Source organism: Achromobacter anxifer, assembly GCF_903652925.1.
Classification (GTDB): Bacteria; Pseudomonadota; Gammaproteobacteria; order Burkholderiales; family Burkholderiaceae_B; genus Achromobacter; species Achromobacter anxifer.
The window spans coordinates 672,237-686,286 of sequence record NZ_CAHLAR010000002.1 but is presented as its reverse complement, the minus strand read 5'-3'; the positions used below and the strand labels follow the sequence as shown (position 1 = coordinate 686,286).

The window sequence follows — 14,050 nt, the reverse complement described above, 5'->3', positions numbered from 1 at the left end:
ACGAACAAATCGACGCGTGCGTGGCAAATTTGCCACTCATCTACAATCCGGGGCGGTGCCGGTTGCCGACCGCAACCGGGCAGTAGCTCACAGGTAGTAATGACGCGCGCGAAGACACCCGCTTCCAAGAAGAGAAGTTCCCCAAGCAGATCCACGGCCAGGGCCAGTTCCCGCTCCAGCGGCCGTTTTCCCCGGTTCCTGAAGGCCCTGCTGTTCTCGTCCCTGGCGAGCTTCGGCGCGGCCAGCTACATGCTGCATCCGCAATGGCGGATCCCGGCGCCGGTGCAGGAAGTGATGACGCGCCTGGGCTGGCCGCAGCAGCGCACGCAACACACGGCGCCCGCAGCGGTACCGACCGCGGCGCGGACAGGCGCGCCCGTTCAAACAATGTTTGCCGAATGCCGGCAGTTCTTTCCGCATTCGCGCCCGCCCGAAGTGCCGGGCAGCCAGAAGCTGCGGGAGGTGTGCTTTTCGGCCTTCGCCATCCTGCACGACGGCCAGACCAGGACGCCGGTTTTCGTGGCGGAACGCCTGAACCGCCAGATGCTGACGCAGGCCCAGGGGCTGCGCCGCACGGACAAGTTCTATGCGGAAGCGCGCCTGCCGCGCGCCGAGCGCGCCGAGCTGGACGATTACCGCGGCTCGGGCTATTCGCGCGGCCACATGGCCCCGGCGGGCGACATGTCCACGCCGGAAGCCATGGCGCAGAGCTTCTCGTTGGCCAATATGGTGCCGCAGGACCAGACGCACAACGGCGGCGCCTGGAGCAGCATCGAACAGGACACGCGCAAATACGTGATGCGCGCCGCGGGCGACGTGTACGTCTTCACGGGGCCCGTCTATGCCGACAAGCCCAAGACCATAGGGTCCGGCGTGGCCGTGCCGACCTACATCTACAAGGTGGTGTACGACGCGACCACGGGACGCTCCTGGGTGCATTGGCAGGCCAACGCCGCCAGCACCAAGGCCGGGCCGCCCATCAGCTACGAGGAATTCGTCAAGCGCACCGGGCTGCACGTGCTGCCGGCCGGAGGCTGAAGCGCGCGCCGGCAGTCTCAGCTATTCAACTGGTAGATCTGTATCAGGTTGCCGCAGGTGTCCGAGAAGATCGCGATCGTCACGGGCCCCGCGGCGGTGGGCTCTATCGTGAAGACCACCCCCTGCTGCTTCAGGCGCTGCGCTTCGGCCTGGATGTCGGCGCTTTCAAAGGCGGCATCGGCCACCGAAACCTGCTCGGACCGCAGATCCGCAAGCAGGTCCCGCGCACGGCATAGCCGGGAAAATGCCCGGTGATCCGGGCTGACGGGCAATTGCACTGTCTGCGCTCCGTGGCGTATCGCAATCAGCGCATGTTATGCCAGCGGGCGGCCTGCGCACAGCGGCGCGGGCTTACTGACGCTCGTAGTACTCCATCTCGATGCGGTCCGCGCTCAGGTAGCCGCAAAGGTTGGCCGGGAAGCGCGCCCGGCTGCACGCGGAATAGGCATTTCCGTACAACACCGCGGTCTGGAGGAAACTGCGGGTGAGCGCGGTGCTGTCGGTCTTGATCGTCCGCTCGAGCTCGGCCTGCAGCTGCTGATGCGCGGCCCGGATCGGCCGCAGGATTTCCGTCTCGAACTTGCGGGCCACGCGCGCTTCCGCCTCGCTGGCCGGCACGCTCGAATGATCGGGATCATAGGCATCCAGCAGCTCATTCGGCGCCCGGCGCGCGCAGTAGAACGCCTGATAGTACGTGCCCGTTGCCGGCCGCTTCAGGCGGGCTTGCGCCAGGTAGACCAGCGACGGCACGTGGGCGCTCCAGGAAATCAGATTGATGCCCGGCCCCGGTTTCACGTTGCTCACGTACACGGCCATGCAGGCGCCAAGCGGTGTCCCCTTGGACCGCAGATAGGCCTGCATCGCGGTGGCATAGCGATCGCTGTAGCGCAGCACATCCTCGTAATTGCCGCTGAGATGGCTGCCTATGATGGCGCCTTGCAATACCGAATTGCAGTTTCCCTCGATGGTCTTTCCGTCCTGGCAATAGGTCACCAGCGCGCGTTTCATGCTGGGCCCCATCGCCTGAAACCCCTCGTCCAGGGCCGCAAAGTAGGCTTTGGAAACCGCCCGGGCCTCCTCCGTTCCCAAACCCAGCGGCGCGCCCAGGGTCGAATACGCCAGCACGGCCGTCATGACCGAAGCGAACAATGACATATCACTTCTCCTGTTGCGTGGCTGAAATCCGGCTTACTGGCGCTCGTAATACTCCACCTCGATGCGGTCGGCGCTCAGATAGCCGCAGAGGTTGGCCGGGAAGCGCGCCCGGCTGCACGCCGAATACGCGTTTCCGTACAGCACCGAGTACTTAAGCAGGTTCCGATTGCCCGCCGCGCTGTCGTGATCCATGGTCCGGACGTATTCATCGCTCAATTGCTTGGAAGCGGCACGGAACGGCCGCAGGATCTCCGCCTCGAACTTGCGGGCGACACGCGCTTCCGCCTCGCTGGCCGCCACGCTGGAATGTTCAGGGTCATAGCCTTCGAACAGTTCGTTGGGCCCGCGGCGCGCGCAATAGAACGCCTGGTAGTAGGAGCCGGCAGCAGGCCGCTTGAGCTTTGCCTGAGCGAAGTAGATCAGGGACGGCACATGAGCGTCCCAGGATGCCGAGATGCTGTTCGTGCGTGGGTTCATCACTGTCGCGCCCACGGCCATGCAGGCGCCGAGCGGCGTTCCCTTGGACCGCATATAGGCTTGCATCGCAGCGGCATAGCGATCGCTGTAGCGCAAAACGTCCTCGTAGTTGCCGCTGAGGTGGCTGCCTATGATGGCGCCCTGCACTACGAAATTGCAGTAGCCGTTGATGCTTTGCCCATCCTGGCAGTAGGTCGCCAATGCGCGCTTCATGCTGGGCCCCATTGCCTGAAAGCCTTGTTCCAAGGCGGCGAAATAGGCGCTGGACAAGGCCTGCGCCTGTTCCGTTCCCATGCCCAGCGGCGCGCCCAGGGTCGAATATGCCAGCACGGCCGTCATGGCCGAAGCGAACAATGACATATCACTTCTCCTGTTGCGTGGCGGAAAGCCGGCTACGGTCGCGCGCGCTCAGCACGGTGTCGGGATAGCGGAAGGCCCAACGCCCGTCCTTGCATTGGTAGACCCGCCCGCCGTACGCCACGGTCGACCCTTCGCTGTAATAGTTCAGATGCGCGGCATCCGAGGGCCGGGTGAAGTACTCGCAGGCCTGGCCGGCGTAATCGAGCCCGGGATCCTTGGCCCCGGCCTTGGCTGCAGCTGAAGGGTCCGGCGCGTCGGCGGGGGCATTGCGGGGCTTGTCGCGGCTGGCGGAACCGTTACCCCAAGGATTCAGCGCGGGATCGGCGCCATAGCGCTCCTTGATCCGGTCGCGGTTGCGCTCGTAGTCGGCCTCCTGCTGCTTCGCCCGGGCCTGGGCCGCCGCGCGCTGCGCCTCCTCGTACTGCTGGCGCAGGCGGTCCTGCGCGTCCTGGTCGAGCAGCGCGCCGTCCTGCTGGTCGGAACTGCGCAGATAATCGCTCAGCGCCTTTTGCGCCGCGTCGATGGCAGCGCCGGTGTTATTGCTGCGCGAGGAAGATGAGGAGCGCGACGTGCCGGTGGCCTCCATGGCCTGCCCGGGTCCCGCTTGGGCCGCGGCGGCGCAGCCCGCCAACACGACAAACGCCATAAGGCGAACCGCGAACGTGGCCATAGGAGAGCCCCCCCGAGCAGATAGCGCTAGCGCCGGCTAGCCTCGGAACGGGCCATGTGGATAGCTGCTCCGGCGCAGCGCCTCCATGATAGATCGCGCTGGTCCCGCGGGAATCAGCCAAAAGGAGGAATCCGCCCCCTACCCCCGCCGCGCCGCCTCAATGGCCGCGATGTCGATCTTGCGCATCGTCATCATCGCGTCGAATGAACGCTTGGCGACGGCGGGATCCGGGTCCGAGATTGCTTCTATCAATACCCGCGGCGTGATCTGCCACGATAGTCCCCACTTGTCACGGCACCAGCCGCACTCGCTTTCCTGGCCGCCGTTACTGACGATGGCATCCCACAGGCGGTCAGTCTCGGCTTGGTCCTCGGTGGATATCTGGAAGGAAAAGGCCTCGCTGTGCTTGAAGGCCGGACCGCCGTTCAAACCCACGCAGGGGATGCCCGCCACGGTGAACTCCACCGTCAGCACGTCGCCCTGCTTGCCCGAGGGATAGTCCCCGGGCGCGCGCAGGATCTTGCTGACGGCGCTGTCGGGAAAGGTCCGGGCATAGAACTGCGCGGCTTCCAGGGCGTCGCGGTCGTACCAGAGGCAAATGGTGTTTTTGTTGGCCATGTCTGCTCTCCTTATTTTGGCTAACGCAGGGACTCGCCGGACAGGCAAGAACAGGGTTGCGTAAAGCCGTCGTGAAAGTGTTTGAGAATACCCGGCCATGCCTTGCGGGCCCGTTACCAAGATTTTGGAAATGTTGTGCGTGGCGTTTTGCGACGCCACCACAGAATTTCGCCAGAATCAATCATGGATTTCTCTTAATCGCGTTTTGCATTGCGGACGGCAGGCCCTCCATTTATCGTTGTCAGACTCAACGCGGTCGATACACCAGTAAGCATGGAAATTGCATGGAGTCTCGATGAGCCCTCGGTCCAGCCACCCAGGCATGCGCAAGCGCAAGATCGGATTGCTGGCGGTTCTGGTCGCCCTGGCCGTGTTCAGCGTCGCGGTGGGTTTTTCCGCCGCCATGTACTCCAGCTATCAGGCCCAGAAGGCGCAGATCATCAGGAATGCGCTGGCGGCCAATCATGCCCGCGCCGAAAAGCTGGCTGAGGTCATCGAAGTCTACGTTGCCGCGCTGCATCGGCAGGCCCGCAACAGCGCGCGTCAAATCCTCCCTCTGCTGCACAACCCGCAGGCCTTGCAGGATGAGCTGCAGCGCCTGGGCGGCCAGATCGACTCCGTCCATGCGGTGCTGCTTGCGGACGCCACCGGCAACATCATCGCCCGCGCTCCTGGCGCCCCCGACGCGGTGACAGGCATCCGCGACCTGGCCGACCTGGGCTTGGATGCGCCGGGGCCAGGCGACTGGGTGGCGACGCCTGGCACGTCGGGCGCCACGGTGCTGACCGTGGTCGAGCCGCTGGATGATGCGGCCGGCGCCCCGCTGGCCTATCTGGCCCTGGCCATCAAGCTGGATGAAGGCAGCGGCATGGACCGGATCATTGGCGACCGCGACGATATTGCGGGCATGTCGGTGTTCCTGGTCGGCAACGGCGGCGACGTGCTGTACCGCAGGCACGCGGACCCCGGCGCGCTCGATCTGGCGGGCGTGGAGCCCACTAGGCAGGGCGGCGCCGCCCTGCTCTCGAACGCGAATGGCGGCACCGTGTTGACGGGCTACGCCCCCTTGGCCAAGGGCAATTGGGCGGTGGTGGCGCAACGGCCGCTGGACCAGGTGCTGTCGCCGCTGCGCGTCTTGCTCGAAGACTCCCTGCGCTCCGCGATTCCCGCCATCGTGCTGACGCTGCTCCTGGTATGCGGCCTGGCCTATGCCATCGCGTCGCCCCTGTCGCGGCTGACGCGCGCCATGAGGAAAGGCCATTCGGGCGGCAAGGACCTCGCCGCGCTCAATGCCTGGTATGCCGAGGCCGACACGCTGCGCGACGCGGTCCGGCTGACCCTGGATCAGCATCGGGACGAGGTCGGACGCCTGAACACCCAGGCGCAAACTGATCCCATGACGGGCCTGCTGAACCGCAGGGCCATGACGGGCGTGCTGGACGAACACGCCGCCAAGGATGCGCCGATTGCCGTCATCGCCATGGACCTGGACCACTTCAAGCGCATCAACGACACCTTTGGCCACCTGACCGGGGACAAGGTGCTGATCGCGCTGGCCGAGGTGATCCGCGCCTGCCTGCGCGAGCAGGACCGCCCCTTCCGTGTGGGCGGAGAAGAGTTCATCGCCCTGCTGCCCACCGGTTCCGCAGAACAGGCCAGCGAGGTCGCCGAGCGCCTGCGCTACGCCGTGGCCCGGCGCATCATGCCGGACAGTGTGGGCCGGGTAACGGTATCCATCGGCGTCGCGCTGTGGCCGCAAGACGGCGAGTCCACGGTTGATGTGATCCGGCGCGCGGACGAGGCTCTCTACGAATCCAAGCAGTCCGGACGCAACCGCGTCACGCTATGGCGCGACATGGCCGCGACCGCGCCGCCACAACCCACCGATCGTCATTGAACACATGGTGCCTACATGAACTACTCCCTGTTGCTGGCGGGTTTGGCTGTCGTGTTCTTCGTGCTGCTGATGATCGCGATGCGCATCGGCAGGCGCCTGGGCCATAGCGCCGACGACCAGACCGGCGCGGGCGCCGCCGCCATCGAGGCGTCGGTGTTCGCGCTCCTGGGCCTGCTGGTGGCCTTCACGTTTTCAGGCGCGGCCCAGCGCATGGCCGAGCGCCGCAACATCCTGGTGCAGGAGGTCAATTCAATCGGCACGGCGTGGCTGCGCATCGACATGCTGAATCCGCAGGACCAGCCCAAGCTGCGCGAACAGTTCCGGCGCTACGTGGACGGACGCATCGAGTACTACAGCCACGTCGCCGACCTGGAGCAGCGCGACGCGATCGCCGCCCGGGTGGGCGCGCTGCAGAAGGAAATCTGGACCGACTCGATGCGCGCGGCCCGCAATACCGTGCCGCCCTTCGGCGTCTCCTACATCGGCGCCGTCAACGACATGTTCGACGTGTCCACCGCGCAGACCGTGGCGCAGAAGGTCCACCCGCCCGTCGCGACCTATGCCTTCCTGGTCTTCCTGGCCTTGGTATGCGCCTGCCTCATCGGATCGAAGCTGGCGACTTCCCAGCGCGACAGCCTGCTGCACCAGCTGGTGTACGCCGTGGTCATGACGGCGGCGATGTACATCATCGTGGATTTCGAGTTTCCGCGGATAGGCGTCATCCGGATCGACCAGAGCGACGCGCTGCTAGCGTCCCAGCGCCAGTCCATGGTCGACCCGCCCGCCGCGGCCCAATAGATTTCGTCACGCCGCCAGGTCGGCAGCTGTTTTGGACACGCATTCATGCTGGAGATGACATGCCCATGCCCGTGAAAATGGCGATACGACGTAGCGCTTGGCTGCTGGCCGCGCTGGCCTGCGCGGCGGCCGATCCCGCCCAGGCGCAGCAAGGTCTGCGCCTGAGCAAGGACGACCTGCAGAAGCGCGCCAACGGCGTGCTGGCCATCATGTCGTACTCCATCGTGCCCGACATCACGACCAGCGCGCTGAGCATCGGCACGGGCACCGGATCGGTGTCCGGGTCCAGCGAATTCTCCATGTCGCAGCTGGGCGGCGGCGACACTATTTCCAAATCGGTCCCCATCTACCTGGAAGGCGTGCTGGCCTGGAGCCGCTACGATCCGACTTTCGTCGCCACGCAAGGCGCGGAGTCTCGCACCATCCCCACCAAGTGGAACAGCGTATCGGCCACCGGCGGCATAGGCTGGGACTTCAAGCTGACCGACGAATTGAAGCTGCGCCCCATCTTCAATTTCGCGCTGGGCAATGTCACCAGCGACCTGCGCGCGGCCAGCTGGTATGTCGGGCGCCAGACCGGCAAGGACATCAATTTCCTGGACAAGGGTTCGCTCAACGCCTATGGCCTGGGCGGCTCGCTCATGCTGGACTACGAACACTACCGCCCCGGCTACGAGGTCGACGTGGAGCTGCGCTATTCGGACCTGCGCCTGCAGAGCTTCGACAGTTCCGCGGCCGTGCAAGGCCATGCCACGGCGCAATCGGCCAACCTGTGGGCGCGTTACCGCGCGCCCACGGGGTTCGTCATGCTGCAGCGGCCGCTGCGCTACGTGCTGGAGCTGACGCACTCGGAATTCCTGGGCGACCAGCGCGGCATCCTGGGCTTTGACCGGCTGACCTCGGTGGGCGCCGGCCTGGAGCTGGATTCCAGCGCCTATAACGTGATCATCACCCGCACCCGGCTGGTGGGCCGCTATGTGTTCGGCAACAACGTGTCGGGCTTCTCCGTGGGGCTGGCAGTGAGCTTCTAGCCCGGCCGCGGCCGCAATGGCGCCGCATTTGTTACTCCCCCCACCTCGCCCCGCGGCGCCAGACTATCCCCAAGGCCGCCCCGCGCCATGCCGCGCAGCCCTTGCGCCAGGCCGGCGGCCCGCGATGAGGAGGTACCCAAGCCATGACATCATCAACCGACAACAACGCCAGCAATGGCAAGCCCATGCGCACGCCCCCGGTCGTGTCGCCCCAGGAATGGGAAGCGGCCCGGCAGCAATTGCTCGTGAAGGAAAAGGCGCAGACCCGCGCCCGCGACGCCCTGGCCGCCGAGCGCCGACGCATGCCCTGGACGGAAGTGGCCAAGGCCTATGTCTTCGAAGGCCCCGAAGGCAGGCTGACCCTGCCCGAGCTGTTCGACGGCCGCCGCCAATTGATCGTCTACCGCGCGTTCCACGAACCCGGCGTGTACGGCTGGCCGGAGCACGCCTGCCGCGGCTGCTCCATGGTGGCCGACCAGGTCGCCCACCTGGCCCACCTGAACGCGCGCGATACCACCCTGGTGTTCGTGTCCCGCGCGCCGCAGGCGGACATCGAGCGCCTGAAGGCGCGCATGGGCTGGACCATGCCTTGGTACACGCTGACCGACGACTTCGACGCCGATCACGGCGTGCACGAGTGGCACGGCACCAACGTGTTCTACCGGGAGGGGGACCGCATCTTCCGCACGTATTTCCTCAACAACCGGGGCGACGAGCAGATGGGCGGCACCTGGAACTACCTGGACATCACGCCGCTGGGCCGGCAGGAACTCTGGGAGGATTCGCCCGAAGGCTACCCGCAGACGCCGACCTACAAGTGGTGGAACTGGCACGACAGCTATGTCACGGACGCGCCGCCCGACCGGAAGTGGGTCGAGATATCCGATGCCGGGGAAGCCGCTTTCCGGGCGGAGAGCGCGAACGCCAAGCGCTAGGGCCCGTGCAAGGCTCGATTTGATTTGAACGGGCCCTAGGCGGCAGCCGCGAAAAAGGACGCGGGCAGGTTCGGTATCCCTTGGTCATTCAATTAACCAATCGATACATGGCATTAAGGAACGGCAATTATCGGGGTCCGAAGGGCGTGCTAATTTATGCGCCCGCGCATGCTTGGCCGCGCCTCCTACCCCTATCTGACGAAAACCATGCACACGAACCTAGCCCGCGACACGACCATCGCCCGGGGAAAAATGCGGATGTCCGGCCTGCTGCTGGCAGCCGGCCTGGCCTTCGCCGCGGCCATGCCGGCGCTGGCCGCGCCTCCCATCAAGGCGCATGGCGCCCCGGCCCCTGCCGCAGCGCCAGCCGCAGCTCCTGCGCCGGCCCCCGCGGCGGCGGCCACGGCCGCGCCTTCCGGTTCGGCATTGAAGACCGACATCCAGAACCAGGCCGCCTACGAGCGGCTGATGAACAACAGCGGCATCACCCTGCAATGGCTCTGGTCCGCGCAGCGCGGCCATCTGACCGCCACCGATGAGAACGACCTGGTTCACATCGAAGGCACGCAGGCCAACTTCGAAGGCACGCTGAAGATCAAGGGCGACATCGTCTCGATCGCCAGCGACCGCTTCATCTTCCGCGGCACGATCCTGATCCTGGACGCGCCGGACAAGGGACGGCGCTGCGAGCGCAACGGCGACTTCGAGTTCCGGGCGACCGGCAAGCGCAAGTACTGGCGCCTGCAGCAGATGGAAGCCTGCGGCGGCCTGACCGATTACGTGGACGTGTATTACTAAGCCGGCTTGCAAGGAGGCTATGCTTGCGCATGCCTCCCGGCGGCCTCCCCGATGCCGCATTCCGCCGGCCCGGCACATTGCGGCGCACACGAGGAGACCCGGCATGATCACCGAACTGGACAAAAAGCACCTGGCGCGCTGCGTCGAACTGGCAAAACAGGCGCTGGAGGCGGGCGACGAGCCCTTCGGCTCCGTGCTGGTCTCGCCCGACGGCGCGGTCCTGTTCGAGGACCACAACCATGCCTCCAGCGGCGACCGCACGCGGCATCCGGAGTTCGAGATCGCCCGCTGGGCGGCAAACCATGTCCCGGCCGCGGAGCGCGCTGCCTGCACCGTCTATACCTCGGGCGAACATTGCTCCATGTGCGCCTCGGCGCACGGATGGGTGGGGCTGGGCAGGATCGTATATGCCAGTTCGTCCGCGCAGTACCGGCAATGGCTGCGGGAATGGGGCGTCGCCCCCACCTCCAAGGTCCGGCCCCTGGCAATCTCGGAAGTCGTCGACGGCATTCCCCTGGACGGCCCCGTGCCGGAATTCGCCGAACAGGTCCGCCTGCTGCATCAGGAAAGGATGCGGCGCCGGGCCTAGGCGCCACCGGATTGCCCGGAATGCCCGGAATGCCCGGGTTGTCCGGAATGCCGTTACCGCCCGTCTCAATCGTCAGCAGCAATCCGCAGTATTCTCCCCGCACCGCACCATGAACAGGACTCCCGCATGCCCCCTGCCCTGACCAAGTGGCTCACCAGCATCGCATTCGGCGCGCTGGCCACCTGGGCCAGCTTCGGTGTCCTCGGTCCGGCGCTGCTGCGCGCATTCGGGCTGGCGGACTTGACGGGGCTTGCCTACATGGCGGCGCTGGACCGGATGCTGATCACGACCAACGTCGTGGCGCTGCTGACCGGCGTGGCGCTCGTTGTGGCGCTCGTGCGCATTCCCAATTTCCGCCGCCGGCTTGGCTGGGGTTGCGCCGTGCTGGGCCTGATCCTCCTGCTGACCCTGGTCACCGCCGTGTTCAGCATGGAACCCGGCATCTTCAATCCGGCCAGCGGCGGCAAGCAGGCGGCCAACGACGCCTATACGGCGCTGTTTTTCTGGGCGCTGATTTTCGGCCTGCCTTATCTGGCCGGCGGACTGGCGCTGACCGTAGGCGGCTGGGTCCTGATCCGGAAGAATCCGGGTCCTGGCGCCGTCAGGCTTGCATGACACCAGAGCCGCGCGCCCTTACAGTGTGAAATTACCTGGAGCCCCCGGGGCTCCCCTTTCCTTATTCCTCTACGCCTTCCTCGCTCCATGTCCAACCTCATCGTCCACGGCGGCACCCCTTTGCGCGGCCGCGTCATCCCGTCGGCCAACAAGAACGCGGTCCTGCCGGTGCTGTGCGCCACCCTGCTGACCGACCAGCCGCTGCGGCTGCATGGCGTGCCCGACATCACCGACGTGCGCAAGATCCTCGACATCTTCCGCACCCTGGGCAGCGACGTCAGCCTCGACGAATCCACGCGCACGCTAGACCTGCACCACCGCGACACCGCCTTCGACGCCGCCGCCCACCGGCTGCCCGAGGAAATGCGCTCGTCCATCATGCTGGTGCCGCCGCTGCTGGCGCGCTTCGGGGTCGCGCGGCTCGAGGACAACGTCAAGGGCTGCACGCTGGGCGTGCGCGAGATCGATCCGCACGTGGACATCTTCCGTTCCTTCGGCGGCGAAGTGGAGCGCGCCAGCGGCTCGCTGCTGGTGCGCAGCAGCGGCCCGTTGAAGCCGACCCACCACTGGCTGGACTACGCCTCGGTCACCACGACCGAGAACTTCGTGCTGTGCGCCGCGGCGGCCCACGGCGAATCCACCCTGACCAACGCGGCCTCCGAGCCGCACGTGCAGGAGTTCTGCCGTTTCATGGCCATGATGGGCGCGGACATCGACGGCATCGGCACCTCGCGGCTGACGGTGCGCGGCGGCGCCCGCCTGGGCGGCGGCGAATTCACCTTCGAGGAAGACTTCCACGAAATCACGACCTTCCTCGCGCTAGGCGCAATCACGGGCGGCGACGTGGTGGTGCGCAACAGCACGCCCAGCAATTTCCCGCTGATCGACCGCACCTTCGCCAAGTTCGGCGTGCAGATCGTGCACGAGAACGGCTGGTCGCGCGCGCTGCGTTCGGGGCCTCTGAAGGTGCAGACGCCCTTCACCAGCAATGTGCTGACCAAGGTCGAAGCGGCGCCGTGGCCCTATTTTCCGGTGGACCTGCTGCCCATCTTCATCGCGCTGGGCGTGTGCGCCGAAGGCAACGCCATGTTCTGGAACAAGGTCTACGACGGCGCGCTGGGCTGGACCGGCGAACTGTCCAAGTTCGGCGCGCACGTGTTCTCTTCCGATCCGCATCGCCTGATCACCTTCGGCGGCCGGCCGCTGACGCCGGCGGTGGTCGAAAGCCCCTACATCATCCGCGTCGCGATCGCGCTCTTCATGATCGCCAGCAGCATCGACGGCCGTTCGGAAATCCGCAACGCCACGCCGATCCGCCGCGCCCATCCGCGCTTCGTCGAAAACCTGCGCAGCCTCGGTGTGCAGGTGGAATGGACCAGCGAGGAGTAAGCTTTCCGGATACGCACGCCACGGCGCGCAAAACGGGAGCGGGCCGACTGGCTCCCGGCGCGGCGCGCCGCCCTTTCCGGGTCATGGCCCCTCACGCAGGAGGCGTATCCCATGCCGCGCCCGACCTCATAGGCGGCCAGGGCCTGCCCGCAGGCCCCACAGTTTCAGAGATTGTTCACGAAACAGCACCTTCAAGGAGGTGTGTGATGAGCAAACTTTCCAATGACGCCCTGGATGACCTGAGAGCCTCGGCCCGAGGCCAGGTCCTTTGTCCGGGCGATCCCGGCTACGACGACGCCCGCAAGATCTGGAATGCGATGATAGACCGCCGCCCGGCGGTGATCTTGCGATGCGCGGGCGCGGCCGACGTGCGCCGCGCCGTGGATTTCGCGCGCGACAACAGCCTGGTCCTGTCCGTGCGCGGCGGCGGCCACAACATCGCTGGCACCGCGGTCTGCGACGGCGGGATGATGATCGATCTGTCGCCGATGAAGTCGGTACGCGTCGACCCGCTGCGCGCCCGGGCCTATGTCGAGCCCGGCGCCACGCTCGCGGATTTCGACCATGAAGCCCAGGCCTACGGCCTGGCCACGCCCCTGGGCGTGAATTCCACCACCGGCGTCGCTGGCCTGACGCTGGGCGGCGGCTTCGGCTGGCTGACGCGCAGGTTCGGCATGACCATCGACAACCTGCTCTCGGCCGACATCGTCACCGCAGACGGCGAACTGCTGCACGCCAGCGAGCGAGACCACCCGGACCTGTTCTGGGCGATCCGTGGCGGCGGCGGCAACTTCGGCGTGGTCACCATGTTCGAGTTCCAGCTGCATCCCGTCGGCCCGGAGGTGTATGGCGGCCTGGTGGCGCTGCCGCTGGAACAGGGCAAGGTAGCGCTGTCGAAGTACCGCGACGCGCTGGCAACCATGCCCCAGGACCTGACCGTCTGGGCCGTGCTGCGCCTGGCGCCTCCGCTGCCCTTCCTGCCGCAATCCGTGCATGGCAAGCCCATGGTCGCCTTCGCCATGTGCTATTCGGGCGATCCCGCCCAGGGGCCGGCGGCGGTGGAAGCGGTGCGCGGCTTCGGCACGCCTTATGGCGAGCATCTGGGCCCGATGCCGTACACGGCCTGGCAAAAGGCCTTCGATCCGCTGCTTACGCCCGGGGCCCGCAACTACTGGAAATCGCATAATCTGGGCGGCCTGGAGGACGGACTGATAGACGCCATCGTGGCGGCGCTGGAAGGCCTGCCGTCGCCGCAATGCGAGATTTTCCTGGGCTACATCGGCGGCGTCGCCGCGCAGGTGCCGGTGTCCGCCACGGCCTATCCGCACCGATCGGCGCAATTCGCCATGAACGTGCACGGACGCTGGGAATCGCAGCAAGAAGACGAGCGCTGCATCGCGTGGGCCCGGGCGCTGTTCCGATCCACCGAGCCCTATGCGCAGGAGGGGGTGTACGTGAACTTCCTGACGCAGGACGAACCGGAGCGCCTGGGCGCGGCGTACGGGCCGAACTTCGACCGGCTGGTTCAGGCCAAGACTCGCTACGACCCGCAGAACCTGTTCCGGCACAACCAGAACATCAGGCCGGCAGCCGCCTGACCTGAGCCGCGCGCGACCCGCCATGACTGCTATCCTGATGCCCCGGCATCCGCCGGGGCGCGGGCCGCCCTGGCCGGTTTCC

At 66.4% G+C, this 14,050-nt stretch carries 15 protein-coding genes; 10 read left to right on the top strand and 5 right to left on the bottom strand.

Features of this window, described 5'->3' with window-relative positions; translation table 11 throughout:
- Positions 1–99: 99 nt before the first annotated feature.
- Complete coding sequence (locus HWY37_RS08555; protein ID WP_176088359.1) at positions 100–1,038, top strand: DNA/RNA non-specific endonuclease; 939 nt, start codon at positions 100–102, stop codon at positions 1,036–1,038.
- Positions 1,039–1,055: 17 nt separating this feature from the next.
- Here HWY37_RS08555 and HWY37_RS34875 read toward each other — a convergent pair whose 3' ends face one another.
- The 5 genes from HWY37_RS34875 to HWY37_RS08530 all read right to left on the bottom strand — a co-directional run bounded on the left by HWY37_RS34875 (position 1,056) and on the right by HWY37_RS08530 (position 4,318).
- Positions 1,056–1,316 (bottom strand): VOC family protein, encoded by a 261-nt coding sequence (locus HWY37_RS34875; RefSeq protein WP_281372118.1) that lies wholly within the window; start codon positions 1,314–1,316, stop codon positions 1,056–1,058.
- 73 nt (positions 1,317–1,389) lie between these two features.
- Entirely contained in the window at positions 1,390–2,193 is an 804-nt protein-coding gene (locus HWY37_RS08545) for a hypothetical protein (RefSeq protein ID WP_175205938.1), read from the bottom strand.
- Between the two features lie 33 nt (positions 2,194–2,226).
- Entirely contained in the window at positions 2,227–3,030 is an 804-nt protein-coding gene (locus tag HWY37_RS08540) for a hypothetical protein (RefSeq protein WP_175205937.1), read from the bottom strand.
- A 1-nt stretch (position 3,031) separates the two neighbouring features.
- Entirely contained in the window at positions 3,032–3,700 is a 669-nt protein-coding gene (locus HWY37_RS08535) for a hypothetical protein (protein WP_175205936.1), read from the bottom strand.
- A gap of 138 nt (positions 3,701–3,838) precedes the next feature.
- Positions 3,839–4,318, bottom strand: a complete 480-nt coding sequence (locus HWY37_RS08530) for a VOC family protein (RefSeq protein ID WP_175205935.1) — start codon at positions 4,316–4,318, stop codon at positions 3,839–3,841.
- Positions 4,319–4,613: 295 nt separating this feature from the next.
- Here HWY37_RS08530 and HWY37_RS08525 point away from each other — a divergent pair, with 295 nt between their 5' ends.
- From HWY37_RS08525 to HWY37_RS08485, 9 genes are all read left to right on the top strand, one after another.
- Positions 4,614–6,215: a GGDEF domain-containing protein gene (locus HWY37_RS08525; protein WP_246302227.1), complete on the top strand. Its 1,602-nt coding sequence runs from the start codon at positions 4,614–4,616 to the stop codon at positions 6,213–6,215.
- Between the two features lie 15 nt (positions 6,216–6,230).
- Positions 6,231–7,013 carry a bestrophin-like domain gene (locus HWY37_RS08520; protein ID WP_175205934.1) on the top strand — a complete coding sequence of 261 codons (783 nt, stop codon included), beginning with the start codon at positions 6,231–6,233 and terminating at the stop codon, positions 7,011–7,013.
- Between the two features lie 59 nt (positions 7,014–7,072).
- Complete coding sequence (locus HWY37_RS08515) at positions 7,073–8,044, top strand: hypothetical protein (protein WP_176088358.1); 972 nt, start codon at positions 7,073–7,075, stop codon at positions 8,042–8,044.
- A 143-nt stretch (positions 8,045–8,187) separates the two neighbouring features.
- Complete coding sequence (locus tag HWY37_RS08510) at positions 8,188–8,979, top strand: DUF899 domain-containing protein (RefSeq protein ID WP_176088357.1); 792 nt, start codon at positions 8,188–8,190, stop codon at positions 8,977–8,979.
- 207 nt (positions 8,980–9,186) lie between these two features.
- Complete coding sequence (locus HWY37_RS08505) at positions 9,187–9,777, top strand: hypothetical protein (protein WP_176088356.1); 591 nt, start codon at positions 9,187–9,189, stop codon at positions 9,775–9,777.
- Between the two features lie 103 nt (positions 9,778–9,880).
- Positions 9,881–10,366, top strand: a complete 486-nt coding sequence (locus HWY37_RS08500; protein ID WP_175205930.1) for a nucleoside deaminase — start codon at positions 9,881–9,883, stop codon at positions 10,364–10,366.
- Between the two features lie 126 nt (positions 10,367–10,492).
- The gene (locus HWY37_RS08495) at positions 10,493–10,981 is read left to right on the top strand and encodes a hypothetical protein (protein ID WP_176088355.1); all 489 of its coding nucleotides are present in this window, start codon (positions 10,493–10,495) and stop codon (positions 10,979–10,981) included.
- A gap of 87 nt (positions 10,982–11,068) precedes the next feature.
- On the top strand, positions 11,069–12,370 hold the full coding sequence (locus HWY37_RS08490; protein ID WP_176088354.1) for a UDP-N-acetylglucosamine 1-carboxyvinyltransferase: 1,302 nt from the start codon (positions 11,069–11,071) through the stop codon (positions 12,368–12,370).
- A 206-nt stretch (positions 12,371–12,576) separates the two neighbouring features.
- Complete coding sequence (locus HWY37_RS08485) at positions 12,577–13,968, top strand: FAD-binding oxidoreductase (protein WP_176088353.1); 1,392 nt, start codon at positions 12,577–12,579, stop codon at positions 13,966–13,968.
- The last annotated feature ends 82 nt before the right edge of the window (positions 13,969–14,050 follow it).